Origin of the sequence: Marisediminitalea aggregata, assembly GCF_900129565.1 — a bacterium.
Lineage (GTDB): Bacteria > Pseudomonadota > Gammaproteobacteria > Enterobacterales > Alteromonadaceae > Alteromonas > Alteromonas aggregata.
This window is the reverse complement of the sequence record NZ_FQWD01000001.1, coordinates 888,443-914,920: the sequence shown is the minus strand read 5'-3', so window position 1 is coordinate 914,920 and position 26,478 is coordinate 888,443. Positions and strand designations below refer to the sequence as shown.

Below are 26,478 nucleotides of genomic sequence, written 5' to 3'. Positions count from 1 at the left end.
GCTGCCTACACTATATAGTGAAAGCAACAATCAACCAAATTTTGCTACTTTAATGCCAGTACAGACTGCACCATCTTGTCCAGACCAATGCTGACTTCGAGCATATTCTGCCCCAACATGTAAGCCGGTGTGGTAACCAGTTTCGCGTCCTGATCAATAATGACGTCTTCTACGCCGCATAGTTGATGTTTAGCGCCAAACGCTTCTAAGCCTGCAGCAGTATCTTTATCATTGCCAATAGTCACATTGGTGTTATTGCCGTACACCTTAGCCGCCAGTGCCGGTGCAATACAAGCGTAAGCCGCGGGTTTGCCTGCTGCGGCAAATTGCTTACACACCGCCAGTACGTCTTCGTTAAAGGAACAATCAGGACCATCAACCGCAAACGTACAAAGATTCTTTGCAGCACCAAACCCGCCGGGTAACACCAGCAAATCAAACTCTTCTGCCTGACATTCAGTGACGGGTTTAACATTGCCGCGGGCAATGCGCGCAGCTTCTACCAGCACATTGCGTGATTCACCTTCAGCGACTTCGCCGGTTAAATGATTAACGACGTGGAGCTGGTCAACATCCGGAGCAAAACACTGATAACTTGCGCCGTGTTTTTCCAAGCTAAGTAACGTAAGTACGGCTTCATGAATTTCCGCACCGTCGAATACACCGCACCCACTTAAAATTACTGCTGCCTTTTTCATCTACTCGCCTCCAGACCAGACAATCATTGCCTTATGCTATTTACTTTTATTTATCTCTATAAACTAATAAAAATTTTATCAACCAATGCTAGGAATTCTGTTTAAGTATGCTAGATTAGTTGTTGACCTACACGTTGAGCAATTCTTGTACAGGTCTGTTATCCACAATAATATATGGAAATAACAAAGCAGGGTAGCTTCAAGTCTCTTTTTTATTTTTCCTTATTTTTCAATAAACTCTTCCGAAAATTCGGTGGAGGTAAGATCGTGGCCTGCGATCAAAGATCACATTAGATCACAAACTTATCCACAACCTGATCCAGACTCAAGGTAGCGCAATTGCCTGTGCTGTGGCATGCTTCCGTTCATTGCATAAATGAGAAGAAAATTGCCATGTCATCGTCTGAAAAACCGCCATTTATTCTGGTAGATGGTTCGTCATATTTATTTCGTGCTTTCCACGGCATGCCCCCGCTTACCAATTCCAAGGGGCAGGATACCGGAGCCATCTATGGCGTGATTAACATGCTGAAAAGCCTGATCAAACAATATCAACCCACCCACATTGGTGTGGTATTTGATGCCAAAGGCAAAACCTTTCGCGATGATATTTACCCTGAGTACAAAGCCAATCGCCCACCTATGCCAGAGGAATTGCGATCGCAGATCGCGCCACTGCACGAGATTATTCGGGCCATGGGGTTGCCTATAATTATTGAAGAAGGCGTTGAAGCAGACGACGTTATCGGTACACTGGCGCGTCAGGCTTCTGAACAGGGTATCGACACCCTGATCAGCACAGGCGACAAGGACATGGCTCAGTTGGTTAACGAGCATGTTACTTTGATCAACACCATGACGAATCAGCTTATGGATGTTGAAGGGGTAAAAGACAAATTTGGTATTCCGCCAGAACTGATCATCGACTTCCTTGCGCTGAAAGGCGACAAAGTCGACAACATTCCGGGCGTGCCGGGTGTGGGTGACAAAAGTGCACAGGGTTTGCTAAACGGCATCGGTGGCATCGACGCGATTTATGAGAACCTCGACAAAATCGCAGAGCTTTCCTTCCGCGGCGCAAAAACGCTGGGCAAGAAAATGGCAGAGTACGAGGAACAGGCCCGTTTATCGTATCAACTTGCGACCATCGATATTAATCTGGAGTTGGATTACTCCCCTACTTCACTGGCACCTACCCCGAGCAATGACGACGCGTTGGCAACCTTATTCAGCGAATACGAATTTAAGCGTTGGTACGCGGAGGTAACGTCTGGTCAGGTAGCAACGGCGCTCGAATCGGCCGGAAGTCAGTCTGAAGACGCGCCCACCGATTCAGAACCGCAAAACAGCGAATCCATTGAAACCCAGTACACAACCGTACTGGACGAGGAAACGTTCGAACATTGGTTAGCCCTCATTCAAGAAGCGCCGCTGGTGGCATTTGACACCGAAACAACCAGTCTCGACTACATGGAGGCTGAACTGGTTGGTGTATCTGTATCGGCTGAACCAGGCGTTGCCGCTTATATTCCGGTTGCACACGATTACCCAGGTGCGCCGGAACAGCTGAACCGCGACTGGGTATTAGATAAGTTAAAGCCCTGGCTTGAAAGCGCAGAACACAAGAAGGTTGGACAGCATTTAAAGTACGACAAAAATGTACTGGCCAATTATGGGATCACGCTGCAAGGCATCGCTTTTGACACCATGCTTGAGTCTTATGTACTCAACAGTACCGCATCACGACATGACATGGACTCTTTAGCGCAGAATTATTTAGGTGTGCGCACCGTCCACTTTGAAGAGATTGCCGGTAAAGGCGCTAAACAGCTGACCTTTAATCAAATTGAATTAGACAAAGCCGCTCACTATGCAGCCGAAGATGCCGACATTACGCTTCGTTTGCATCAGGCTCTCTGGCCGAAGCTACAAAATGAAACCAGTCTGGTGAGCATTTTGAGTGATATTGAAGTTCCTCTGGCGTCGGTGCTGGCCAGGATGGAACAACGCGGCGTGTTGATCGATTCACAGCAGCTATTACAACAAAGCCAACAGCTGGCTAACCGCATTATTGAACTGGAAAAAGAAGTTCACGATATGGCGGGCGAAACATTTAACCTAGGCTCAACCAAACAACTTCAGCAGATTTTATTCGAGAAACTCGAACTGCCGATTATTAAGAAGACCCCTAAAGGTGCCCCGTCGACATCGGAAGAGGTATTACAGGAACTCGCGCTGGATTACCCGCTGCCCAAGTTAATTATGGAGTACCGTGGCTTAACCAAGTTAAAAAGCACTTACACAGACAAGCTGCCGAAGATGATGAACCACCGCACAGGCCGGGTTCATACCTCTTACCATCAGGCCGTTGCCGCAACAGGCAGATTGTCTTCTACCGATCCGAACTTACAAAACATTCCGATCAGAACCGAAGAAGGTCGACGGGTAAGAAAAGCGTTTATTGCCCGGGAAGGCTATCAAATCGTTGCCGCCGACTACTCGCAAATCGAATTGCGAATTATGGCGCACCTGTCGGGTGACAAAGGGTTACTGGACGCCTTTGCCCATGGAAAAGACATTCACCGCGCCACCGCGGCCGAGGTGTTTAATGTGGCTGAAGCAGACGTAACCGACAACCAACGTCGCAGCGCTAAGGCCATTAACTTTGGCTTAATTTATGGCATGTCCGCGTTTGGCCTGGCTAAACAATTGAATGTCAGTCGTCAGGAAGCACAGGAATACATGAACCTGTATTTTGCCCGCTACCCCGGCGTTCTGTCTTACATGGACACCACCCGCGAGTTTGCAAAAGAGCACGGCTATGTAGAAACCGTCTTTGGCCGCCGCTTGTATTTGCCCGACATTAAGGCCAGTAATGGTGCTCGCCGTAAGGGTGCCGAACGCGCAGCAATCAACGCCCCCATGCAGGGTACAGCCGCTGATATTATCAAAATGGCCATGTTGCAGGTGGATGATTGGATCCAGAAGAGTCAGTCAGATGACGTAATCATGATCATGCAGGTGCACGATGAACTGGTGTTTGAAATAAAACGCGACGCCATCGACGACAACGTTGCTCAAATCAACGCCATTATGGAGCAAGCCGCGACGTTAAACGTGCCATTGAAAGTAGAAGCCGGTAAAGGCGAAAACTGGGAAGAAGCGCACTAAAATTGGTAAGTATATTACGGAAAAACGCTTTCTATTTGTTAAAATTTGTTTAAATTCTGCCTTATTCGGTAATTTTATTACACTTTTGACTTGCAATTTTCGCTGTCTTCGGTACTCTTAGTTATGTAGGGTACAGAGGTGAGAAATCGTTTTTCAAACCTTTGATTTAAGCTCCAGCCATTGCTGGAGCTTTTTTTTGCCCAAAATTCGATACCGCAGAATCTTAACCATGGAGCTTCCCACTTTGATAATGGGTAAGCAAGACGAGAAGAAGACAGCTTGGTTTTGGCTGTCGTAAGAAGACATCAGTACAAACTGGCCCCTGTTGTCGAATAGAGTGGAACTACAGAATTGCGACGCGGGAAGATTAGTTCATTGGGAAGGTTCGTGTTTTTCGGCTTTTTTATAAAAATCTCAGCCCGCAACACATTGTTTTAAATACTGTTTTAAAAAAGTTTAAAAAAAGATACAAATAATCTGAACTTTCAGGAGTTTTACGTACTCTTATTATCGGTTTTTTTATGTGTTTTCTCTCAGTCCTTAACCCCATTCATTGAATGGGGTTTCTTTTTTTCAGGACACAACACACTCACGCAAACACCTTCGAGTACTATGCTTCCGAGTCCGCTTCAGGGGCTTCAATACGACCAAACCAGTTGTCCAGAATTGACTCCAACTCCGGCAGGCCTTGTCGATTTAACGCAGAGAACGTATGCACCGTAACGTCTCCCATAAAGGCAAGTGACGCATCACGGGCCATTAGTAGCTGGGCTTTGCGTTTACCCGATTTGAGTTTGTCAGATTTGGTTAACAGTGCCAGCACCGGCAGACCTGCGTCCACAGCCCATTGGATTAAATCCTGATCGAGATCTTTAAAAGGGTGGCGGATATCCATCAACACAACAATCCCCTTCAGGCTTTTGCGTTTTTGTAAATATTCGCCCAGTGAACGTTGCCATTTCAGCTTCATGGCCATCGGTACTTTGGCGTAGCCGTATCCCGGTAAATCCACCAATCGGCGGTTTTCTTCCAGTTCAAACACGTTAATGAGCTGGGTTCGCCCCGGCGTTTTACTGGTACGAGCGAGGTTTTTCTGACGAGTCAGGGTATTTAATGCACTGGATTTTCCGGCATTCGAACGCCCGGCGAACGCGACTTCAATGCCGGTATCGTCTTTCAGGTGCGAAATATCAGGTGCGCTGGTAAAAAAGGTTGCTTGGCTGTAATAACTCATTGCGTTACTCAAAAGTCAGTTCATCTGCTACATTGGTCTTAGTTCAATAGTAAACCGATGTAATTCCATAGTTTTAGCATGGAATAGGTTTTTCTGACGCGTTAAATGTGTAAAATACGCATGATATCACGTATATCAATAAGACCGTCGGATCCTTGTAAGAGAATTATTATGAAAAAACTGTGTTTGTTGGTTTGTTTAACCTTTGGGCTTACCGCAGCTGCTCAGGCAGAAGGTAACCCGGATGCTGGTAAAGCCAAATCAGCTGTCTGTGCTGCCTGTCACGGACCTGATGGAAACAGCATGATCGAACTTAACCCTAAGATTGCAGGACAACACGAGAATTATCTTGTTAAGCAGTTAACTGAATTCCGCCTGGCGTCAAGCACCGGTGGAGCAGAAGGCCGTAACAACGCGGTAATGAACGGAATGGCTGCTGCATTGAGTGATCAGGATATTGCCGACCTGGCAGCGTACTTCTCCAGCCAGGAAGCCAAACCAGGTGCAACACCTGAAAACTTCGTAGCGCCGGGTGAAGCATTGTACCGCGGTGGCGATGCCGCTCGTGGTGTGACAGCGTGTATCGCCTGTCACGGTCCTCAGGGTAACGGCATGCAATTAGCCGGCTTCCCGGACATCAGTGGTCAACACGCCTCATACACGGCTGCGCAACTTAAAGCGTTCCGTGCGGGCGAACGTCATAACGACATGAACGGCATGATGCGCGACATCGCTTCTAAACTGACCGATGAAGACATTGAGATCCTGTCTAATTACGTTGCAGGTCTACACTAAGTTATTGATAAACGGCGAATGTTAATTTTTTGTAACATTCGCTGTTGTAATCTTAGACGAATGGTGTATTCTAGTTGGCGTCGTGAAACCTGTTGTGAAACAGTCCGACTCTAATAACAACAATATTAAATACATTACAGGACGACTCATAAAGCGTCAGGAAGACCCAAAACAAAAATTAGCTCTGTGAAAAAGAAAAATAAGGGGAGCACACTGCAGGACGCCAGCCGCACAGAGAAGTGCACTAACGGGAGAGGTGTCATCTGACACTCATTTTTGAAGGCGATGGTGTGATACCATCGCCTTTTTTATTGGTTGTCGAGAATGAAGTTATCTTGCCCACTCTGTAACAGTCAGCATATTTACGCCTTTCACAAAGACAAGCGTCGCGACTACTACCGTTGTCAGCCCTGCGCGCTGGTGTTTGTCGATCCACTCAGTCTGCCCGATAAGTCACAAGAGCTGGCTGAATATCAGTTACATGAAAACACATTGGAAGACGACGGCTATCTGGCGTATTTGCGCCGTTTATTCGATTGCCTTGCCCCTCACTTACGTACCGACATGACCATGCTGGATTATGGCTCAGGCCCCTGCCCGGCCCTCGCTCACCTGTTTCAGGAAGCCGGTTTCAGCATGGACTGTTATGATCCCTTTTTCGGTCCGAAGGCTATTGAAAAAGACCAATACGATATTATAACGGCGACGGAATCTATTGAGCATTTTCACAGCCCGGCCAAAGAATGGGCGCACTGGATGACGTTGCTCAAACCCGGAGGCTGGCTGGGAATAATGACCAAGCGCGTGCTGGATGTACAACGTTTTGCCAACTGGCATTACAAGAATGATCCCACTCATGTTAGTTTTTTCTCGGTTGAGACATTCAGCTGGCTGGCCAAGACTCACAACCTAAATGTGATATTTCCCGCTAACGACATCGTATTGATGCAGAAGCCTGAGTGATATCAGGGTATAATGCATACATTCACGCTTAAAGACGAATACAAAGTGTATGGCTAAACAAAGAAAATCGCGCAAAGTAGGTTTGATCGGTGTCAGAAAAGACCCGGACTACGTACATGAGAAATCTTCCGGTCGCGTTAAAAAGCACAAGGGCAAGCCGCCAGGCAGTCGCCACAATGTAGAGACGACGAAGTCTCAAACCAGTAGCGGCGCAGTATCAAAAGATCCTCGCCACGGCAGTAAAAAACCGGTGCAGCTGGTTAAGAGTCCGGTTAAACCCGCGCAACGCAAATATGCAACACCCGCTGAAGAATTAGCTGCGTTGGAAGCTGATGGCCGCTTGTCGGCGTTGCTAGACAAACTGGACGAAGGCAAGACGCTGACCGCAGAACAGCAACGCTATGTCGATGAAAAGATGGCTCGCCATCGCATCTTATGTGACCTCATGGGTATCCGTGATGACGAAGATGAAGACGACGATGATCTGGACGACTTCGATAAGCTCGATTCAATCAACATAGACGACTACACCAGGTAACGCTTAATGATGATGTGGTATGTGCTGGCCTCAATAGGTCTGTTAATTATTGCGGCACTGGGTGTCTACGCCGGCAAATTGTTATTCCAGTTACAAGCACAGACTAAGAAGCAACAGGCAGCGCGAGCGCAGCGTATGGAAACCATTTTCGAAAGTATCCATACCATTTCACGCGCTATGCAGCAGCAACAGTGTAATGTGTCTGAAGGCGCTATTCGTATTTGCCGGTTGTTTGCGGCCCTGCCCGAAACAACACCGGTAGACTACAAGGCGAAATTCCCGGCGATGCACGCATTGTTTGTTGAAGTCAGTGGTTTTGCTATTCTGGACGACCGCAAAGCGCTATCCAAAAAGCAGCGATTTGCCGAAGACAAAGCGCGGGAAATCATTGAAGAACAACACGAGTCAGTCGTGTTGCGTGAACTTCCCGCCATCATACAATATTGTGAAGAGCGTCAGCCCTCTCTGGCCAACTCGCAAATTTTGTTATAGCAATGACAGTCGATGGTGTGGTCGTTGACCATGCCGACGGCTTGCATAAAGGCATAACAAATCGTTTCCCCCACAAACTTAAAGCCCGCCTTTTTTAGCGCTTTCGCCATGGCTTTTGATTCCGATGTGGACGTGGGCGCAGTGCGGTAGTCCTCCCATCGATTCACGATGGTTTTATAGTCGGTAAACTGCCAAATGAAATCACTAAATGACTGTGTTTCTGTAAGGGTCAGATAGGCCCTGGCATTCTGAATAATAGCCTTAATCTTAGCTCTGCTACGAATAATGCCTTTATTGGTCATTAACCTTTCCACATCGTCGTCAGTCATTGCTGCGACCTTCGCCGGGTCAAACTGATGAAAAGCCTGTTCAAAGGCAGGCTGTTTTTTCAGTATGGTAATCCAGCTTAGTCCGGCTTGCTGACCATCTAAACACAACTTCGCAAACAGTTGCTGGTCGTTTAATTCAGGTCGCCCCCACACTTCATCGTGGTATTGTTGATAGATTGGATCATCCGATACCCAACCACAGCGTGTAATTGTCATAAAGCCCTCCCAGGCCATATCAAACTGACGAAGATGTTTTGTGTAACGGCAGAATAACAAGCCAGTACTAAAAAAGCCCTAAAAATGGGCAATTCAGCCGATTAAATCCACCCTTAGGCCTACATTCACAGGCCTTCAGACTGTATACTAACCCACCTTTTAGTCATCAGTCAGTTATAGTCGTTAATGTATGCACAAGTACGATATTAAAACATTTCAGGGTTTGATCCTTGCCTTACAGGATTATTGGGCCAGACAAGGCTGCGTTATTATTCAACCACTGGATATGGAAGTGGGTGCGGGTACATTCCACCCCATGACGTTTTTGCGTTCTTTGGGCCCGGAGCCAATTAGCAGCGCTTACGTACAACCGTGCAGACGTCCGACTGATGGCCGCTACGGCGAAAACCCAAACCGCCTGCAACACTATTATCAGTTCCAGGTAATGCTGAAGCCATCGCCTGACAACATTCAGGAACTGTACCTGGGCTCGCTGAAAGAGCTGGGTTTTGATCCGCTTGTACACGATATTCGCTTCGTAGAAGACAACTGGGAATCACCGACACTGGGAGCCTGGGGTCTGGGCTGGGAAGTGTGGCTGAACGGAATGGAAGTGACTCAGTTCACCTACTTCCAGCAAGTTGGTGGTATTGAATGCAAGCCCGTTACCGGTGAAATTACCTACGGTCTGGAACGTCTTGCTATGTATATTCAGGGCGTAAACAGTATTTACGATCTGGTGTGGACTAACGGCCCTATGGGAACTGTAACTTACGGTGATGTTTTCCATCAGAACGAGGTTGAGCAGTCAGCTTACAACTTTGAACACGCAAACGTAGACGCGTTATTCAACACGTTTGACGAATGCGAAGCGGCCAGCCAGCATCTGATTGAGCAAAACCTGCCTTTGCCTGCCTATGAGCAGGTTATGAAAGCATCCCATGCATTTAACCTGTTAGATGCACGTCACGCCATTTCAGTGACAGAAAGACAACGCTACATTTTAAGAGTCAGAACCCTGGCGAAAGCCTGTGCAGAAGCCTATTACCAGGCTCGTGAAGCACTTGGATTCCCGCTTTGCCAGAAGGAGCAGTAACGGTGCGTACCGAGAATTTATTAGTAGAATTAGGCACAGAAGAACTACCACCAAAAGCCCTGATGCAACTGGGCAGTAGTTTTGCCAATAATATCGAAGAAGCGCTTACTCAGGCAGAACTGTCGTTTAACAGTGTGGTCTGGTACGCCGCTCCACGCCGTTTAGCCGTGCGTGTTGAAGCATTAGTAGACAGTCAACAAGACAAAGTCGTCGAAAAACGTGGCCCGGCTGTTGCCGCTGCATTCGATGCGGAAGGCCAGCCGACTAAAGCCGCATTAGGCTGGGCACGCGGTAACGGTATTGCCGTTGAAGACGCAGAGCGACTGACAACCGACAAAGGTGAATGGTTACTCTACAAAGCGTCGGTAAAGGGTAAAGGCATTGCAGAACTGCTGGAGGGTATAGTTACGCAAGCCGTCTCCAAGCTGCCTATTCCCAAGCCAATGCGTTGGGGTAATTACACTACGCAGTTTATTCGTCCGGTTCACACATTGTGTGCACTTTATGGCGACGAGTTAATTGATATTGCCGTGCTGGGATTGAGCAGCGGGCGTACCTTGCAAGGTCACCGTTTCCATGGTGAGCCGCGTTTTGAACTGGATCACGCCGATAATTATTTATCAGCCATGCAGGATCATTTTGTGGTTGCCGACTTTGCAGCCCGAGCCAGTGCTATTGAAGCGTCGCTAAACGAACGCGCAGCATCACTGTCGCTTACTGCTGACTACGATGAAGACCTACTCAACGAAATTGCCGCACTGGTAGAATGGCCGGTTGTTATGCAGGCCAGCTTTGACGAAACCTTCCTGGATGTGCCGAAAGAAGCACTTATTTACACCATGAAGGATGACCAGAAGTATGTGCCCTTGCTAAACAGCGATGGTAGCCTTTCCAACCAGTTCCTGTTTGTCAGCAACATCGACAGTCAGGATCCTAGTCAGGTAATTGGTGGTAACGAACGGGTTATCCGCCCTCGCCTGGCCGACGCTGAGTTTTTCTTTAACACCGACAAAAAGCAAACTCTGGCGTCGCGTTTGGACTCGCTGGATACCGTGTTATTCCAGAAACAACTGGGCACATTGAAAGACAAATCTGATCGCATTGCGTCTTTGTCTGGGTACATTGCGAGCGTTATAGGCGGTGATGAGCAGCAAGCAAACCGTGCGGGTCTATTGTCTAAAACCGATCTGATGACCAACATGGTTATGGAATTCCCTGACGTACAGGGTGTGATGGGTAAATATTACGCTCTGCATGACGGTGAATCAGAAGTCGTTGCTAACGCTTTGTATGAACAGTATATGCCGCGCTTTGCCGGTGACGTGTTACCGTCGTCATTAGAGAGTGCTGCTGTCGCGTTGGCCGACAAGTTTGACACCCTGGTAGGTATATTTGGTATTGGCCAGTTGCCTAAAGGCGACAAAGATCCATTTGCCCTGCGCCGTGCCGCAATTGGTGTCCTTCGTATCATTACCGAGAAATCTCTGGTCATCGATTTGGAAGATATCATTGCCCGCGCTGTCAGCATCTACGGTGATAAGTTGACGAATACTGACACTCAAACACAGGTTGTTGATTTTATTCTGGGCCGCTTCAATGCGTTGCTGCAAGACCAGAACATCGAGATTGATGTGATTCAGGCGGTATCAGCGCGTCGTCCGACTCAACCTACTGACTACCTGGCGCGTGTTAAAGCTGTTGCTGAATTCAAGTCCAATGACGCTGCTGAAGCCTTGGCCGCTGCTAATAAGCGTGTTGCCAATATCCTTGCCAAGAACAATGTGGAAGGTGATGCCAGTGTGAACAACGCATTGCTTCAGGAAGCTGCAGAGCAGCAACTTGCAAGTGATATTGAAGCGATCAGTGACGGTATTTATAAAGCCGCTGGTGAACGTGATTACGGCTATGTACTAAACACGCTGGCCACCTTACGTCCAAGTATTGATGCGTTTTTTGACAACGTGATGGTAATGGCTGATGACGAAGCCGTAAGAGCAAATCGACTGGCGTTATTACTAGCCTTGCGAGAACTGTTCTTAACCACCGCTGACGTATCTTTGCTGGCAAAGTAAGTCACGGCTTAAACGCGTAATTTTAAGTAAGCCCGGTAGTTATATACCATCGGGCTTACTCAACACAGTTTCGGAGTTGTAATGCAGAAACGTTGGTTATTACTCTCACCCTTGATGATTCTCTCGGCGTGTTCCCAAACCTCTCAATACCCTATTTTTACGCCACAGAAGCCTGAAATTGTTTTCAGCGACTGGTATCTGCGCGGTGTATTTAACTGGTGGGAGGCCCAGCCTCGCTATCAACTCACCGCGTCAGCAAAGGGTTGGTATGTAGATGTAGAATTAATTGCGGACCAACAGCCTTATGACTTTAAGTTCTCAAATGCAACCTGGACTACCGAACAGACTTGCGGCAGCAGTTACAAAGGTTATGCCGTTGCAGTCAATGAAGAAGTGATCCTCACTTGCGGCGAGTATGCTGAAAATCTGCAATTCACGCCGGGTAAAACGGGCACATACCGTTTTGCCGTAGAGGGCCAACGCTCAAGTGGAATTGCGCTAACGGTATCAAAATTACCCTGAGGCCAGCCGGCTTTTTGGAATGTGAAATTAACTGAAATATAAAAAAGCAGGCCTGTTGGTTACCCAACGGCCTGCTTTTATTTTTTCTGTCTCGTACTTTTAGCGCTAACCTATCTCACCGGATTCGCGTGCGCAGCTCCCCGAAAGATAGTGTTCAGGAACATCACATTGAGTCCATCAAGATAAGCACGTGATGTCGGCTCCTGGGTAAATGAGATGACCATCCCTCTTCCGTGCGGCTGATGAATTAAAAACGGTTTATAAGCCAGTTGGGGTTTATTTTCTTCCCATAAGTAACCACTGGCTAATACATTGTCTTTCGACGCAAACCAAGCGACGTTTTTGCCGCTTTCGAGCTTCACCGGTGCGTAGATGTCATTGCCATACACCATGCCCACAACACGCGGATTCACGCCCGCGGTTAACCAGTGTTCCTGATCAACGTCTACATTGGCCAGCACACCCGCCACGCTATCTGGCATGTCCTTGTCATTTTCAATGGCATCAATTAAACCGTCTTTTGATTCAATATGTGTCCCTTCAACCAGACTACCGTCTTTAGCTGATTTGCTCTTTTCTTCACTGTACGCATATTCCCGCTTCGCATCGAGAAGACCAGCGGATTCACTGGCAGCCCACTGCGTTGCATTTGAAAGCGTAATTAACACGCCACCACGGCTTACCCAACTACCAATATTGTCGGCGCCTGCTTTTCCTAAATCACGACTGTAGTTACCCGATGGTAGAATAAGTACCTGATACTGACTCAAATCAGCCCAGCGTAACCTGTCAGCACGTATGGCCGTAACCGGGTAGTTGAACTGCTGCTCAATGACAAAGCGCGTATTACCCGCACTGAGAGAACTGGTAGGCTCATCCCATGCCATAGCAATTTTCGGGGCAGTCATCTGGATAGTCTTATCGCTACCGAAGCTCGGCCCTTTGGTTACCCAACTGGTATCAACGCCTTCAATCCTTGCGCCGGTTTGTTCAGCAAGTGTTTGCATCAGCCCTGGCAACGTTGATTCGTTTGCGTGGCGCTCAATAACCAAGGTACCTGCCGGGTAATGTTTATCTCCCATGCTAAACGCTTCATCCGCGCTTTTAAGAGAGATACCTGCTTGCAATGCAGCGGTTAAAAATCGCCCCGCCGCCATGTCTCCCCAGGGAACGAGATAAGCTACTTTTGCGTCCGGATTGGTAAACGGCTGTGTCAGTTTATCGTCGGCAGAAACAATACGGCTCTCTACCTCTACGCTTCTTCCACAGCGTGCTGTGTCGATATTAAACATCAGAGGCAATGACCATCCCGTTACGTCGTAAATCTCGTCTCTGAGCTTTCTGGCGCGTCTACGCTCCTGCTCATCAATAAACGCTTTGGGCATGTCAACCTGTTGGGTAAATGTAGTCTTAACGAAACGACCTCTGGGTTGAGCGGTATCGATAATATACGCACCGGCCTGATAGCGTTCACCACAGGCTTTGAAAGCCTCGGTAGCCTGTTGCACCTTAACACCATGCTGGGCCATTAATGTTGCCAGGCGATGTGTTCCCGCTACGTCACGGGTATTTGGTAGGATAAAGGTACGCTCCTTCTTGTCCTTTTTACCCGCTTCAACGGCGTCGACCTGATAGTCATAAAAGTCGTTTAGGATTTTTTCTCTGTTTACCGCCGTTGCCTCTGCCGTGCTTATTGCGGCAACGAAATGACGTTGTACTGTATCGCGATAGTGCCTGATTTCGCCGGTACGGGTTTTGAAGATTTCACCTCGGGTAGACGCAACTTCATACGTTGCCGCCGACGCGCCATAGAATGTTGGCCAACTATCGCCATAGCCCGGATAAAAACCATCGTAGACTTCACGGGTAAAATAGCTAAACCCAAAATCATCAAAATGCTTAGCATTGTTCTTCCCAATAAGCACATTATTGGCTAGTTGATCAGGCTGCATATGCGGATTAATAGGTTGGGCCGCAGGAACAAAGAAATAGCTGTCATCACCACCCATTTCATGCAGGTCAATAACAACGGTAGGCTTATAGTGATTTATTACTTTTACCCGCCCTGCTGTCTCTGGCTGTGTGATGGCTAGCCAGTCGCGGTTCATATCGAACAGGTAATGATTGCTTCGGCCTCGTGGCCAGGGTTCATTGTGCTCCGCACTCAACCTATCATCACTGGGGCTCAAACCAACAGTCGAATAGTAACGGCTAACAAATCTCGCGCGACCATCGGGGTTTTGCAGTGGGTCGATAAACACCAGGGTGTTTTCAAGAATAGTCTTATTCACCGGATCTTGCGGTGCGGCCAACAAATGATAAGCAGTTTGCATTGCTGCATCGGTACTGCTGATTTCGTTTCCATGCACACCGTGCTCTAACCACACGGAACTGGGTAACGAACTGATGAGTGACTTCGCTTCATTTTTACTAATCGAGTCTGGTGACGTCAGCTTTTGCATTTTCTCAGCAAAGCTATCTAAGTTGGCGATGTTTTCTTTACTGCCTATTACTGCATAGATGAGTGTTCGCCCTTCCCAGGTTTCAGCATAATTAAATAGTTTTATGCGATCAGGGGCGGCTTTGGCCAAGGCTTCAAAATACTTAACCATGTCGCTATGGCGTGAAATTCGTTCTCCAATCTGGTATCCCAACACAGCCTCTGTTGTTGGAATTTGTTGGCTGTATTGCGTACCCGGCCAGTATTCAAATTTCCCCGTAATGTGTGTAGACGATGTTGTATTTTCTGCGTGTGTGTCTAATGACACACCCATTGTTACAGCGGTTAAACAGGCTGCAACCACAGCCTTATTTAAAGCACTTAATGTAGCCATAAAAGTTCCAAGTCGTTTTGTTTTTGATTATTTGAGTTATTTAAGCACGCTTAGGGGGAGATGACTATGTCAGTAAAAGGCGCATTTAGTGATGTGGTCGACAAAAAAAGCCCGACTTACTAGCCGGGCTTTGATTTACATTGTTTATTAGGTTGTGCTGATGCTAATCGCTTTGCTAGACATCCAGGTTTTCAACGTTAAGTGCGTTGGCTTCAATGAAGGCACGGCGTGGTTCAACCTGGTCGCCCATTAAGGTTGTAAATAATTGGTCACAGCCAATTGCATCCTCAATGGTTACCTGCAGCATACGACGGCTTTCCGGGTCCATTGTCGTTTCCCAAAGCTGGTCAGGGTTCATTTCACCCAGACCTTTATAGCGCTGAATATACTGCCCCCGCTTCGCTTCGTTCATTAACCAATCCAGTGCCTGTTTAAATTGGCTCACAGGCTCTGTACGCTCGTTACGCTTAACATAGGCCCCCTCTTCCATCATGTTATTGATGGCGTCGTTGAGTTCGCGTATACGCTTATATTCAGCGGATTCGATAAAGTCACGACCTAAGTTGTACTCATAGTCGATACCGTGCATGCGCATAATGATGGAGATATAGAATTCACTGCGCTCCTGGTCGCGTTTGATTTCGAATTTGTACAGGGCACCATCTGTTTCCTGTGTAGCCAGTGCGTCTGTAAACTCGGTTGCGAACGCGCTCAGTGCCTCTTCATTATTCAAGTCACTGGTAGACAATGTTTTGGTGTAAATCAGTTTGTACCACAAGCTTGGTGGCATTACACGATGCATGCGCGCAATCATCTTCTCAATGCCCTGGTACTGATTTACCAGACTTTCCAGTGCAACGCCTTTAATAGCTGGAGCACCTTCCGCTGTGTACAGTTCAGCGCCATCTACCGCTATGGACGTCAGGTAATTAGTAAGCGCATCATCGTCTTTCAGATACTGCTCTTGTTTACCCTTTTTCACTTTATACAAAGGTGGCTGAGCGATATAAACATAACCACGTTCGATAATCTCAGGCATTTGACGATAGAAGAACGTTAACAGTAGCGTACGGATGTGAGAACCGTCCACGTCAGCATCGGTCATGATAATGATGCTGTGATAGCGTAGTTTCTCTGGGTCGTATTCATCACGTCCGATACCACAGCCTAACGCTGTGATCAGCGTTGCGACTTCTTGCGACGACAGCATTTTATCGAATCGTGCTTTTTCTACGTTCAGGATCTTACCTTTCAACGGTAAGATAGCTTGGTTCTTACGGTTGCGGCCCTGCTTTGCTGAACCGCCTGCAGAGTCACCCTCCACTATGTACAGTTCGCTAAGGGCTGGGTCTTTTTCCTGACAGTCAGCGAGCTTACCGGGTAAGCCAGCCAAATCCAGCGCACCTTTACGGCGAGTCATCTCACGGGCTTTACGCGCCGCTTCACGAGCACGGGCCGCGTCGATGATCTTACCCGCAATGATTTTACTCTCTGTTGGGTTCTCCAACAGAAACTCTGCCAGCTTCTCATTCATCGCGGTTTCAACTGCAGGACGCACTTCTGATGAAACGAGCTTATCTTTAGTCTGTGAAGAGAACTTTGGATCGGGCACTTTTACCGATACAACTGCGGTCAAACCTTCCCGGGCATCATCACCACTGGTTGATGCTTTTGCTTTCTTGTTTAAGCCTTCATTTTCCATGTAACTATTCAGGGTACGCGTTAAAGCACCACGGAAACCAGCTAAGTGAGTACCACCGTCTCGCTGAGGAATGTTGTTGGTAAAGCAGTAGATATTTTCTTGGAAGCCATCGTTCCATTGCATAGAAACTTCAACAGAAATACCGTCTTCTCTCTCACTGGAGAAATGAAATACTTTTTGATGAATTGGTGTTTTGTTTCGGTTCAGGTATTCAACGAAAGCCTGAATACCGCCTTCATAATGGAAGTGATCTTCCTTACCATCACGCTCATCGCGCAATTTAATTGATACGCCTGAGTTAAGGAAAGACAGCTCACGCAGTCTTTTTGCCAAAATATCATAGTGAAACAAGGTGTCTGAGAACGTATCGCTGCTTGGCCAAAATCTAACACTGGTTCCGGTTTTATCGGTATCACCAATAACAGCTAATGGCTGTTGCGGTACACCATGCTGGTATTCTTGCTCGTGAGTTTTGCCTGCTCTGCGAATAGTCAGCTTCAATTTGCTAGACAGCGCATTTACAACCGATACACCTACTCCGTGCAAACCACCCGATACTTTATAAGAGTTATCGTCAAATTTACCACCGGCGTGCAGTACAGTCATAATAACTTCAGCAGCAGATACACCCTCTTCTGGGTGGATTTCGGTTGGTATTCCACGACCGTTATCAGAAACAGAGACAGAACCGTCTGTATGAATCTGCACGTTTATTTCGGAACAGTGACCTGCTAACGCCTCATCGATAGAGTTATCTACAACCTCGAACACCATGTGATGCAAGCCTGTACCATCATCGGTATCACCAATATACATACCAGGGCGCTTTCTTACGGCATCCAGTCCTTTCAGAACTTTAATACTGGAAGAATCATAACTGTTCTGTTCTGACATTTAGTTCTTACTCCTCGCTCACGTTACCATGTTCCACGTGAAACATCTTTTTGTCTTTATATTTATTCACAAATTCAAGTTGCTCTTGCTCAATGGCGGTAACAAATACTTGTGTTCCCGTCTCGATTAAGCCATCAATGAATCTTTCTCTTTTGTCTGCATCAAGTTCAGCGCCTATGTCATCCAATAGGAATATCCCATGGCGTTGCGTCTCTTGAGTAAACAGTTTTGTTTGCGACAACTGTAAAGCTGCTACGGCCATTCGCAATTGTCCTCGGGACAACAACTCCTGGGCCTGCACACTATTCACTTTAAACCTTAGGTCGGCTTTGTGAGGACCAACCGAAGTATGTCCAATTTTTAAATCATAAGCCATTTTATTCAACAGGCTTTCGTTTAAACTGCGGTCTTTTTCCCACCCCTTATAATACGAAATTTCTACGGAAAACTCAGGTAGAAATTGCTCACAAGTGCGGTTAAATAGCGGAATTAAACGTTCCACATAGGATTTCCGCAGTAAATCGATGCGATCTCCCAATATACACAACTGCTGGTCCCAGTACGCAATCTGTTCCTTATCGTTAGATTGAGTGATTCCTACCTTTAACAATGCATTTCTATTTTTTAATACTTTTGCATATTGCTTCATGAGACCAGCATAAGATTGTTCCACGTGGAACAATCCCCAATCACAGAAACGACGACGTTCAGACGGAGAGCCAATCACCAGGTCTGTACTCTGTGGTGTAAATAGCTGAACAGGCAACAAGCTAACTAAATCACTCAGTCGATTAGAATGTTCGCCATTTATGCTGCACTGAAACTGTTCAGACAAACTTCGGGTTAGTCCAATCTTAGACACGTCCCCTTCTTCATTTTCACACTGAGCAAAAATTGTAAAGGCATTGGACTCGCGTTGAATCACAGATTGATGCTTGTTGGTTCTGAAAGATCGTCCAAATCCAAGATAATGGATAGACTCGAGTAAGGAAGATTTCCCACTGCCATTCTTGCCGACAATAATGCTCAACGATGGCGAAGGCGTCAAAGAAGCTGAATTGAAATTGCGAAAAGTCGTTAAAGCTAGAGAAGTCAGTAACACAAACCACTCCGGCTAAATACATTTGATAAAAAGAATATAGTGGGATTCACTAAACAAAAAATGCCCGTTGTCATTGAATAACTCATTTCAAATCACAATGGGCATTTTGATATAGGATAAATGTGGCCTGAATTACAGACGCATAGGCATGATGACATACAACGCTGCATCGTCTGCAGCATCTTCAATTAACGCACTGGAATTAGCATCAGTCAGGTTAATTTTAACGTCATTCGATACCAGAGAATTCAGTACATCGATTAAGTAAGCAACGTTAAAACCAATTTCTAACGAATCACCATCATAATCGATATCTACAATCTCTTCGGCTTCTTCTTGCTCTGGATTGTTAGCAGTAATCTTTAACTCGCCAGAAGATATGTTCAAACGAACGCCACGAAACTTCTCGTTAGACAAAATAGCGGCACGAGAAAACGCGTCTTTCAGTACGTCCTTTTTCGCAATAATGACTTTATCACCGTCTTTAGGTAGCACTCTGCGATAGTCAGGGAAGCGACCGTCTACTAGCTTACTGGTAAAAATAAATTCAGACGAAAACAAACGAATGTGGTTTGCACCTATCTGAATCTTCAGCAGCTTATCGTCGTCTTCGATCAAACGTGATATTTCGAGCACACCTTTACGCGGGATGATAACCTGACGTGCTGACAGTGTCGCTTCAGTGTATTCCATGCGGCATAACGCTAGACGGTGACCGTCTGTTGCAACCGTGCGAACCAGATGCTCTTCTGTTTCCAAAGACATACCGTTCAGGTAATAGCGAACGTCTTGCTGAGCCATCGAGAACTGAACACTGTCGATAAGGCGTTTCAGGTTTGCACCGGAGACTTCAAATTCTAATTCACCTTCCCAGTCTTCCAGATTTGGATAGTCACTGGCAGATAAGGTGGATAACGTGTAACGACCACGACCCGCTCGAATTAGGGCTTTGTTACCATCAAGCGAAAAATTGATCTCTGTGCCTTCAGATAAACCACGGCAAATATCAAATAACTTCTTAGCCGGTACCGTAATTTCACCTTCGGCAAAATCACCCTCTAATTTAACACTAGAGATGAGCTCCACCTCTAAATCTGTACCGGTTAACCATAGTGCGCCTTCACTAACCTTAATAAGTACATTAGACAGTATCGGCAGTGTATGACGTCTTTCAACCGCACCAGACACTAGTTGCAGTGGTTGTAAGAAATTTTCCCGGCTGATGGTAAAGTTCATCGAATTCTTATCTCGCCTTTGTTAGTGATAGATTTAAGAAGACAGTGTTCTGATTAAGTTTTTATAGTCTTCTTTTATATCATGACTTTCTTCTTTTAGCTGCTCTATTTTACGGCAGGCATGCAGTACCGTTGTGTGATCCCTGCCACCAAACAAATTACCCAATTCAGGCAAGCTATGGTTTGTTAGCTCTTTGGCCAACGCCATTGCCACTTGTCTTGGGCGAGCAACGCTACGACTACGTCGTTTAGACAGGATATCAGATACTTTGATTTTATAATAATCAGCCACCGTTTTCTGAATATTATCAACCGTAACCAGCTTTTCTTGCAGCGCGAGTAAATCGCGTAGCGCTTCACGAACAAAGTCGATAGTAATCGGGCGACCAGTAAAGTTTGCATTAGCAATAACCCGGTTTAGTGCCCCTTCCAGTTCACGAACATTTGAACGCAAACGTTTAGCAATAAAGAATGCGACTTCGTTAGGTAAATGAATATTATTTTCTGCCGCCTTGCGCATCAAAATCGCAACGCGCGTTTCCAGCTCGGGTGGCTCGATTGCAATCGTGAGACCCCAGCCGAAGCGAGATTTTAATCTGTCCTCTACCCCATCTATTTCTTTCGGGTAGCGGTCTGATGTCAGTATGATTTGCTGGTTGCCTTCCAATAAGGCATTAAAGGTATGGAAAAACTCTTCCTGAGACCGTTCTTTATTAGCGAAAAACTGAATGTCATCGATCAACAACGCATCGACAGACCGGTAAAACCGCTTGAAGTCCTCAATGGCGTTGTTCTGCAACGCTTTAACCATGTCCTGTACAAAACGTTCTGAATGCATGTACACAATTTTGGCATCTGTGCGATTGTTCATGATGCCATTGCCTACCGCATGCAATAAGTGCGTCTTACCTAAACCCGTACCACCATAAATAAACAGAGGATTATAAGAACCGCCTGGGTTATTCGCTACCTGACTGGCTGCTGCTCTCGCCAACTGGTTACTTTTACCCTCAACAAAGTTATCAAACTGGTAGTTCGGGTTAATGTTGCTCTTATGACTCACCCCTTCCGGAATCGGCACCACTTTTGCGGCTGTCGGTTGCTTGTTAACGACAGGCTTAAGCTGACTTGGTGGTGTAGTAACAACGTGTTGAGGATGAGGTGGTGGTGACTGTTGTTGAACAGGCTGACCTAATGACGGAGCAGGCTGTATATTATTCGCATTAGTCACCGACGATCTGGGGATCGCTGGCGTCGCACCAGAAGAAGGTTGTGCTGACTGCGCTGCGCTTACAGGACCGGAAGCCGTAGCCGGACGACGCTGAACAACTTCAAAACGCAACTGTGGCGCATCGCTGCCTGCGAATTCATTAAACAGTTGATTAATCTTGTCACGGTACTTTTCGCGCACCCAATCAAGGATGAACCGATTCGGAGCATACAAGGTAACAGCAGTGTGGTCCTGTTCCGATGTGAGTGGTCTTATCCACATCACAAATTGCTGAGTCGGCAGTTCCTGGCGCAAACGCTCCAGACACTGATTCCATAAAGACATATTATTATTATGCTCCGTTCTAGCTGAGGGCTTTAATTTTATTGATTTTCAGAGTTTATTCTGTGTAAGGGATCACGTGACAAGCAGATGTCTTTTATTACTGCTTATTGGCAAAATTCGCGATCTTTGCGTACAGCCTGTGGATTATCTTACTTATTCGATCCAATGTAAATCCGGATCGTGAATTAATTCTATACCAAAATCGCTAATCTTATGTTTAATAAAGAAAAAACAAAATACCCAATCTGGATCGCATAAATTAGATCCATGATCCTGTATAGGCGATCAGTACAGGATCCACATTAGATCAACCTCAAAATCAAGCAAAATAATAATAAATCTGTGGATAATTTTACTTGACTAATGAGTTATTCACAGAAACCAGATTCCAGGACTCGCCGCCACATAAAAATAAACTGCATATTTGGTTAATTTAACTGCGGTTGGCATTGACATAAGCCCTTTAGATCTCTAGAATTCAGCGTCCTTTTGCAGTGCGGTAGATTTTTATCGTGATGCATTAAGTATGTTTAACCACGATAAGTGAGACTTTGGTCATGAAAAGAACATTTCAACCGAGCAACCTAAAGCGTAAACGCTCTCACGGTTTCCGTGCACGTATGGCGACTAAAAATGGTCGTAAAGTACTTGCAGCCCGCCGTGCTAAGGGTCGTGCTCGCCTTTCTGCTTAATGGTATTTACCAAAAGTGGGCGAAAATCAGTTTTCCAGGGAGTTAAGGCTTCTTACTCCCTCCCACTTTAAATTTGTCTTCGACAACGCTACTCCCGCTGTTTCTCCAACATTTACCGTCCTTGGTAGAGTTAATCAATTAGGTCACCCCCGCATTGGCATTACCTTAGCCAAAAAGCGTATTCGCAAAGCAAATCAGCGAAATAGAATCAAACGACTTATTCGAGAAAGTTTTCGTCATCGCACCCAACAGCTGCCCAATATTGATATAGTGGTGGTTGGCAAAACCGGTGCAGACAATTTAACCAATGATGAAATCTATGCGGTACTGGACAAGTTATGGAAAAAGCTCGCAAAGCGCTGCAATTCGCATTAATTGCGATTCCACTACTTATCATTTATTTCTATCGGTGGTTTATTTCTCCACTGCTAGGACAGCGATGTCGGTTTCATCCCAGTTGCTCGGTTTATGCCTTAGGCGCATTAAAAACACACGGATTGTTAATTGGCGGTTGGTTATCTATCAAACGCATATTAAAATGCCACCCTTTGCACCCAGGTGGATACGACCCAGTACCCCACAACGAACATAACAAACACTCAAAATAAAGAGCCCAGTATGGAATCGCAACGAAGTATTCTCATTATTGCACTCGCGTTTGTCAGCTTTTTACTCTGGCAACAATGGCACGAAGACTACGGTCCTAAGCCCATTGAACCGATTGCTCAAGACACCACACAAGTAGCAGCCGGCGTGCCTTCAGCCAGTACCTCTGTTCCTTCAACCGGAAGCGAAGATGTGCCACTGGCGCTGAGCGATGATGTACCTGCGGTGCAGGCTTCAGCAAGTGCCTCGCAAAGCACTATCACAGTAACAACAGATACTCTGGACCTCACCATCAACCTGGTTGGCGGTGATGTAGTAGAAGCTGATTTGTTGAAATTCCCGGTTACTCAGGACTCTGACGAGCCTTACAGCTTACTTCGCCCAGCAAACGGACTGTATGTAGCGCAAAGTGGATTGGTTGGACGCGATGGTCCGGACGGTAACGCTTCAGGCCGCCCGTTGTATCAGGCAGCGTCGTCGCATTACGATCTGGAAGGTGATTCACTGTCTGTTCCATTAACCTGGTCAAGCAATGCCGGTATCAGCGTAACCAAAACCTTTACGTTTTATCGCGACCGCAATGACGTGAAGGTTGAATACACCATTACCAATAATTCTGGTCAGCCTGCTCAGTTCGAACAATACGCACAGCTAAAACAAACCACCGCCGAACAGAAAGGCGGAAACATGTTTATGCCAACGTATCGTGGTGCTGCCTATTCAACTCAGGACGACCGCTACAACAAATACGGCTTCGACGATATTGAAGACGAAAGGCTACGTGAAACCACGGTAGGTGGCTGGGTTGGTATGCTGGAGCACTATTTTGTGTCAGCCTGGGTGCCGCCACAAGATGAAACAAACACCTTGTACAGCCTTATGGTGAATGGCCAATACGCCATTATTGGTTACAAAGGCGCTTCTTCCACTGTTGAATCTGGTCAGGCTCTTACACTGAGCAGCACCTTGTACCTGGGTCCGAAAGATCAGGACAGACTGGCAGAACTTGCCCGAGGCCTGGATTTAACCGTGGACTACGGCCCACTGTGGATGATTTCCAAGTACCTGTTCAAATTACTCCAGATTCTGCATGACCTGGTTGGTAACTGGGGTGTTGCTATTATCCTGATCACTATCATCGTAAAAGGCGCCATGTACTGGCTCACCAAGAAGCAATATGAGTCGATGGCGAAAATGCGCAACCTGGCGCCTAAGATGCAACAGCTTAAAGACCGATTTGGCGATGACCGCCAAAAGATGTCTCAGGCGATGATGGAACTGTACCGCAAGGAAAAAGTTAACCCGATGGGTGGTTGCTTCCCACTGCTGTTACAAATGCCTATTTTCCTGGCGCTGTACTGGGTATTGCTAGAGAGTGTGGAATTGCGTCACGCTGGCTTTATTCTGTGGATCACTGACTTGTCGGTAATGGACCCTTACTTTGTACTACCGGTATTAACGGGTGCAAGTATGTGGATGCTGCAAAAGCTGCAACCCACTACCATGACCGACCCTATGCAGCAAAAAATCATGCAATGGATGCCTGTGATGATGAGTATCTTCTTCATCTGGTTCCCGGCGGGTCTGGTACTTTACTGGTTGATCAGTAACGTGATCACGCTGATACAGGCTAAAATGATTTATGCCTCTATGGAAAAACGCGGTATTAATAAATAAGTACGCCAGCGTCATCCATTTATCCACAGTATCTGTACGTATAACAGATACTGTGAACGAGCCCGCCTTTGCGGGCTTTGTTTAATAAGAAGGAAACCCTCATGCCATCATTTGATATTGTGTCAGAAATCAATATGGAAGAAGTCAGAAACGCTACCGAAAACGCAAACCGCGAATTGTCGACGCGCTTTGATTTTCGTGGTGTAGAAGCTGAGTTCGAATACAAAGACAAACAAGTCACCATGCATGCACAAGCCGAATTCCAGTTGCAACAAATGGAATCCATGTTCCGTAATGCATGTGCAAAGCGCGGTCTGGATACAGCCTCAATCGATTGCAAACCTCACACGCAAACCGGTAAGAACTGCCGTCAGGTAATTGCGTTTAAAGAAGGCATTGAACAGCCAGTTGCCAAGCAAATCGTTAAGCTGATCAAAGACGCGAAAGTAAAAGTACAAACGGCCATTCAGGGCGACCAGTTGCGCGTGACCGGCAAAAAACGTGATGACCTGCAGGAAGCCATTGCGTTGGTAAAAGGGGCCGACCTCGGCCAACCATTCCAGTTTAATAACTTCCGCGATTAATTCAGTATGCAGACTACTCACACCGACACCATTGTTGCCCAGGCTACGCCGCCAGGCCGTGGCGGCGTGGGTATTATCCGCGTATCCGGTCCTAAGGCCCTCGACGTGGCAAAAGCGTTGCTGAATGTAGAGCTCACGCCGCGTGTTGCGACTTACACCGGCTTTCACGATGCCAACCAGGAAGTCATCGACCAGGGCATTGCCCTGTACTTCAAAGCCCCAAATTCCTTTACCGGTGAAGACGTCGTGGAATTTCAGGGCCATGGCGGTCCGGTTATTATGGACATGCTGCTGGAAGCCATACTGCAAATTAAGTCGGTCAGACTGGCACGCCCCGGTGAATTCAGTGAACAGGCATTTTTAAATGACAAACTGGATCTGGCTCAGGCAGAAGCGATTGCGGATCTCATTGACGCCAGTTCCAAGCAAGCTGCGAGAAGCGCAGTGCGGTCGTTACAGGGTGATTTTTCAAAACACATACACACACTGTCTGAAGCCATCATCCACCTTCGTATGTACGTTGAAGCAGCCATTGATTTTCCAGACGAAGAAATCGATTTCCTGTCTGATGGCAAGGTCACCCAGGATTTGGCCGATATTATTCGCGACGTCAACCACATTCGCGAACAAGCCAAACAAGGTACCCTGCTCCGCGAAGGTATGCAGGTGGTCATTGCAGGTCGTCCAAACGCCGGTAAATCGAGTCTGCTCAATGCCCTGGCGGGCCGGGAAAGCGCCATTGTGACTGACATTGCCGGCACCACTCGCGATGTGTTGAAAGAACACATCAACGTAAACGGTATGCCTTTGCATGTTATCGATACGGCAGGGTTACGCGATAGCCCCGACAAGGTCGAACAAATTGGCATAGCCCGGGCCTGGGAAGCCATAAACGATGCGGATCGCGTATTGTTTGTCGTGGACAGCACCACATCGAGTGATATCGACCCATACCAGATTTGGCCAGAGTTCATGCAACGATTGCCAGCAGGCATGCCGGTGACAGTGATCCGCAATAAGGCGGATATTTCCGGCGACAACGTTACGTTGCAGCAGGTAGATACCCCGCACGGCCCTTTCAGTGTTATTTCGCTATCAGCCAATACCGGACAAGGCGTGGAACTGTTACGCGATCATTTATCGCAAAGCATGGGTCTAGACACCACCACCGAAGGTCAGTTTATTGCGCGACGCCGTCACATCGATGCCATCGACAATACCCTTGAACATCTGCAAATCGGTGAACAACAGTTGCACGACAACCTGGCTGGCGAGTTGCTGGCAGAAGAATTGCGACTAGCGCATCAACACCTCAGCGAAATTACCGGCGAGTTTAGCTCCGACGATTTATTGGGGCGTATTTTCTCATCGTTTTGTATCGGCAAATAATCGCCTCATTCACAAAGCCTGCTAAACAAAATAGCAGGCTATTGATATACTCCCGCCATTATCTAAGACGACAAACTTGTTT

22 protein-coding genes are annotated in these 26,478 nt (G+C 46.8%); 14 read left to right on the top strand and 8 right to left on the bottom strand.

Annotated elements, in window-relative coordinates; genetic code table 11:
- Nucleotides 1-44 precede the first annotated feature (44 nt).
- Nucleotides 45-698 (bottom strand): isoprenoid biosynthesis glyoxalase ElbB, encoded by a 654-nt coding sequence (elbB, locus tag BUB81_RS03945; RefSeq protein ID WP_073318470.1) that lies wholly within the window; start codon nt 696-698, stop codon nt 45-47.
- A 393-nt stretch (nt 699-1,091) separates the two neighbouring features.
- Between elbB and polA the strand changes: the two genes are divergently transcribed.
- Nucleotides 1,092-3,869 (top strand): DNA polymerase I, encoded by a 2,778-nt coding sequence (gene polA, locus BUB81_RS03940; RefSeq protein WP_073318467.1) that lies wholly within the window; start codon nt 1,092-1,094, stop codon nt 3,867-3,869.
- Nucleotides 3,870-4,479: 610 nt separating this feature from the next.
- Here polA and yihA read toward each other — a convergent pair.
- Entirely contained in the window at nt 4,480-5,103 is a 624-nt protein-coding gene (gene yihA / locus BUB81_RS03935) for a ribosome biogenesis GTP-binding protein YihA/YsxC (RefSeq protein ID WP_073318464.1), read from the bottom strand.
- A gap of 171 nt (nt 5,104-5,274) precedes the next feature.
- On the opposite strand from yihA, the gene BUB81_RS03930 reads away from it, so the two are divergent.
- The 4 genes from BUB81_RS03930 to BUB81_RS03915 all read left to right on the top strand — a co-directional run bounded on the left by BUB81_RS03930 (nt 5,275) and on the right by BUB81_RS03915 (nt 7,891).
- Complete coding sequence (locus BUB81_RS03930) at nt 5,275-5,898, top strand: c-type cytochrome (protein WP_073318461.1); 624 nt, start codon at nt 5,275-5,277, stop codon at nt 5,896-5,898.
- A 324-nt stretch (nt 5,899-6,222) separates the two neighbouring features.
- The gene (locus BUB81_RS03925) at nt 6,223-6,861 is read left to right on the top strand and encodes a class I SAM-dependent methyltransferase (protein ID WP_073318458.1); all 639 of its coding nucleotides are present in this window, start codon (nt 6,223-6,225) and stop codon (nt 6,859-6,861) included.
- A gap of 49 nt (nt 6,862-6,910) precedes the next feature.
- Nucleotides 6,911-7,399, top strand: a complete 489-nt coding sequence (yihI, locus tag BUB81_RS03920; RefSeq protein ID WP_073318455.1) for a Der GTPase-activating protein YihI — start codon at nt 6,911-6,913, stop codon at nt 7,397-7,399.
- Between the two features lie 6 nt (nt 7,400-7,405).
- The gene (locus tag BUB81_RS03915) at nt 7,406-7,891 is read left to right on the top strand and encodes a DUF2489 domain-containing protein (RefSeq protein WP_245819108.1); all 486 of its coding nucleotides are present in this window, start codon (nt 7,406-7,408) and stop codon (nt 7,889-7,891) included.
- On the opposite strand, the gene BUB81_RS03910 is transcribed toward BUB81_RS03915, so the two are convergent.
- Nucleotides 7,855-8,436 (bottom strand): DNA-3-methyladenine glycosylase I, encoded by a 582-nt coding sequence (locus BUB81_RS03910; RefSeq protein WP_073318452.1) that lies wholly within the window; start codon nt 8,434-8,436, stop codon nt 7,855-7,857. The genes BUB81_RS03915 and BUB81_RS03910 overlap by 37 nt on opposite strands.
- A 190-nt stretch (nt 8,437-8,626) precedes the next feature.
- Between BUB81_RS03910 and glyQ the strand changes: the two genes are divergently transcribed.
- The 3 genes from glyQ (at nt 8,627) to BUB81_RS03895 (ending at nt 12,126) form a co-directional block, all read left to right on the top strand.
- Nucleotides 8,627-9,532, top strand: coding sequence for a glycine--tRNA ligase subunit alpha (glyQ, locus tag BUB81_RS03905; protein ID WP_073318449.1), 906 nt, complete (start codon nt 8,627-8,629; stop codon nt 9,530-9,532).
- A gap of 2 nt (nt 9,533-9,534) precedes the next feature.
- Nucleotides 9,535-11,604, top strand: coding sequence for a glycine--tRNA ligase subunit beta (gene glyS, locus BUB81_RS03900; RefSeq protein WP_073318445.1), 2,070 nt, complete (start codon nt 9,535-9,537; stop codon nt 11,602-11,604).
- Between the two features lie 81 nt (nt 11,605-11,685).
- Complete coding sequence (locus BUB81_RS03895) at nt 11,686-12,126, top strand: early set domain-containing protein (protein ID WP_073318442.1); 441 nt, start codon at nt 11,686-11,688, stop codon at nt 12,124-12,126.
- A gap of 110 nt (nt 12,127-12,236) precedes the next feature.
- Here the strand turns inward: BUB81_RS03895 and BUB81_RS03890 are convergent, their stop codons facing one another.
- The 5 genes from BUB81_RS03890 to dnaA all read right to left on the bottom strand — a co-directional run bounded on the left by BUB81_RS03890 (nt 12,237) and on the right by dnaA (nt 21,448).
- The gene (locus tag BUB81_RS03890; RefSeq protein ID WP_073318439.1) at nt 12,237-14,960 is read right to left on the bottom strand and encodes a M14 family zinc carboxypeptidase; all 2,724 of its coding nucleotides are present in this window, start codon (nt 14,958-14,960) and stop codon (nt 12,237-12,239) included.
- A 175-nt stretch (nt 14,961-15,135) separates the two neighbouring features.
- Nucleotides 15,136-17,556: a DNA topoisomerase (ATP-hydrolyzing) subunit B gene (gyrB, locus tag BUB81_RS03885; RefSeq protein ID WP_073318436.1), complete on the bottom strand. Its 2,421-nt coding sequence runs from the start codon at nt 17,554-17,556 to the stop codon at nt 15,136-15,138.
- A 7-nt stretch (nt 17,557-17,563) separates the two neighbouring features.
- Nucleotides 17,564-18,658: a DNA replication/repair protein RecF gene (gene recF, locus BUB81_RS03880; protein ID WP_073318433.1), complete on the bottom strand. Its 1,095-nt coding sequence runs from the start codon at nt 18,656-18,658 to the stop codon at nt 17,564-17,566.
- 132 nt (nt 18,659-18,790) lie between these two features.
- The gene (gene dnaN / locus BUB81_RS03875) at nt 18,791-19,894 is read right to left on the bottom strand and encodes a DNA polymerase III subunit beta (RefSeq protein WP_073318430.1); all 1,104 of its coding nucleotides are present in this window, start codon (nt 19,892-19,894) and stop codon (nt 18,791-18,793) included.
- A gap of 33 nt (nt 19,895-19,927) precedes the next feature.
- Complete coding sequence (gene dnaA, locus BUB81_RS03870) at nt 19,928-21,448, bottom strand: chromosomal replication initiator protein DnaA (protein ID WP_073318427.1); 1,521 nt, start codon at nt 21,446-21,448, stop codon at nt 19,928-19,930.
- A 557-nt stretch (nt 21,449-22,005) separates the two neighbouring features.
- Between dnaA and rpmH the strand changes: the two genes are divergently transcribed.
- The 6 genes from rpmH (at nt 22,006) to mnmE (ending at nt 26,396) form a co-directional block, all read left to right on the top strand.
- Entirely contained in the window at nt 22,006-22,140 is a 135-nt protein-coding gene (rpmH, locus tag BUB81_RS03865) for a 50S ribosomal protein L34 (protein WP_014290886.1), read from the top strand.
- A 15-nt stretch (nt 22,141-22,155) separates the two neighbouring features.
- A complete protein-coding gene (rnpA, locus tag BUB81_RS03860) occupies nt 22,156-22,515 on the top strand; it encodes a ribonuclease P protein component (protein ID WP_073318424.1) in 360 nt (119 codons plus the stop codon).
- The gene (gene yidD / locus BUB81_RS03855) at nt 22,500-22,748 is read left to right on the top strand and encodes a membrane protein insertion efficiency factor YidD (protein WP_217653449.1); all 249 of its coding nucleotides are present in this window, start codon (nt 22,500-22,502) and stop codon (nt 22,746-22,748) included. Before rnpA ends, yidD begins: the two co-directional genes overlap by 16 nt.
- 10 nt (nt 22,749-22,758) lie before the next feature.
- Nucleotides 22,759-24,423: a membrane protein insertase YidC gene (gene yidC, locus BUB81_RS03850; protein WP_073318418.1), complete on the top strand. Its 1,665-nt coding sequence runs from the start codon at nt 22,759-22,761 to the stop codon at nt 24,421-24,423.
- Between the two features lie 101 nt (nt 24,424-24,524).
- Nucleotides 24,525-25,007, top strand: coding sequence for a YajQ family cyclic di-GMP-binding protein (locus BUB81_RS03845; RefSeq protein WP_073318415.1), 483 nt, complete (start codon nt 24,525-24,527; stop codon nt 25,005-25,007).
- A 6-nt stretch (nt 25,008-25,013) separates the two neighbouring features.
- Nucleotides 25,014-26,396 carry a tRNA uridine-5-carboxymethylaminomethyl(34) synthesis GTPase MnmE gene (mnmE, locus tag BUB81_RS03840; RefSeq protein ID WP_073318413.1) on the top strand — a complete coding sequence of 461 codons (1,383 nt, stop codon included), beginning with the start codon at nt 25,014-25,016 and terminating at the stop codon, nt 26,394-26,396.
- Nucleotides 26,397-26,478 lie beyond the last annotated feature (82 nt).

What these genes read in the sequence shown, in the direction of transcription:
- elbB (WP_073318470.1), bottom strand. Translation starts at nt 698, where the DNA reads ATGAAAAAGGCAGCAGTAATTTTAAGTGGGTGCGGTGTATTCGACGGT.
- polA (WP_073318467.1), top strand. Translation starts at nt 1,092, where the DNA reads ATGTCATCGTCTGAAAAACCGCCATTTATTCTGGTAGATGGTTCGTCA.
- yihA (WP_073318464.1), bottom strand. Translation starts at nt 5,103, where the DNA reads ATGAGTTATTACAGCCAAGCAACCTTTTTTACCAGCGCACCTGATATT.
- BUB81_RS03930 (WP_073318461.1), top strand. Translation starts at nt 5,275, where the DNA reads ATGAAAAAACTGTGTTTGTTGGTTTGTTTAACCTTTGGGCTTACCGCA.
- BUB81_RS03925 (WP_073318458.1), top strand. Translation starts at nt 6,223, where the DNA reads ATGAAGTTATCTTGCCCACTCTGTAACAGTCAGCATATTTACGCCTTT.
- yihI (WP_073318455.1), top strand. Translation starts at nt 6,911, where the DNA reads ATGGCTAAACAAAGAAAATCGCGCAAAGTAGGTTTGATCGGTGTCAGA.
- BUB81_RS03915 (WP_245819108.1), top strand. Translation starts at nt 7,406, where the DNA reads ATGATGATGTGGTATGTGCTGGCCTCAATAGGTCTGTTAATTATTGCG.
- BUB81_RS03910 (WP_073318452.1), bottom strand. Translation starts at nt 8,436, where the DNA reads ATGACAATTACACGCTGTGGTTGGGTATCGGATGATCCAATCTATCAA.
- glyQ (WP_073318449.1), top strand. Translation starts at nt 8,627, where the DNA reads ATGCACAAGTACGATATTAAAACATTTCAGGGTTTGATCCTTGCCTTA.
- BUB81_RS03895 (WP_073318442.1), top strand. Translation starts at nt 11,686, where the DNA reads ATGCAGAAACGTTGGTTATTACTCTCACCCTTGATGATTCTCTCGGCG.
- BUB81_RS03890 (WP_073318439.1), bottom strand. Translation starts at nt 14,960, where the DNA reads ATGGCTACATTAAGTGCTTTAAATAAGGCTGTGGTTGCAGCCTGTTTA.
- gyrB (WP_073318436.1), bottom strand. Translation starts at nt 17,556, where the DNA reads ATGTCAGAACAGAACAGTTATGATTCTTCCAGTATTAAAGTTCTGAAA.
- dnaN (WP_073318430.1), bottom strand. Translation starts at nt 19,894, where the DNA reads ATGAACTTTACCATCAGCCGGGAAAATTTCTTACAACCACTGCAACTA.
- dnaA (WP_073318427.1), bottom strand. Translation starts at nt 21,448, where the DNA reads ATGTCTTTATGGAATCAGTGTCTGGAGCGTTTGCGCCAGGAACTGCCG.
- rpmH (WP_014290886.1), top strand. Translation starts at nt 22,006, where the DNA reads ATGAAAAGAACATTTCAACCGAGCAACCTAAAGCGTAAACGCTCTCAC.
- yidC (WP_073318418.1), top strand. Translation starts at nt 22,759, where the DNA reads ATGGAATCGCAACGAAGTATTCTCATTATTGCACTCGCGTTTGTCAGC.
- BUB81_RS03845 (WP_073318415.1), top strand. Translation starts at nt 24,525, where the DNA reads ATGCCATCATTTGATATTGTGTCAGAAATCAATATGGAAGAAGTCAGA.
- mnmE (WP_073318413.1), top strand. Translation starts at nt 25,014, where the DNA reads ATGCAGACTACTCACACCGACACCATTGTTGCCCAGGCTACGCCGCCA.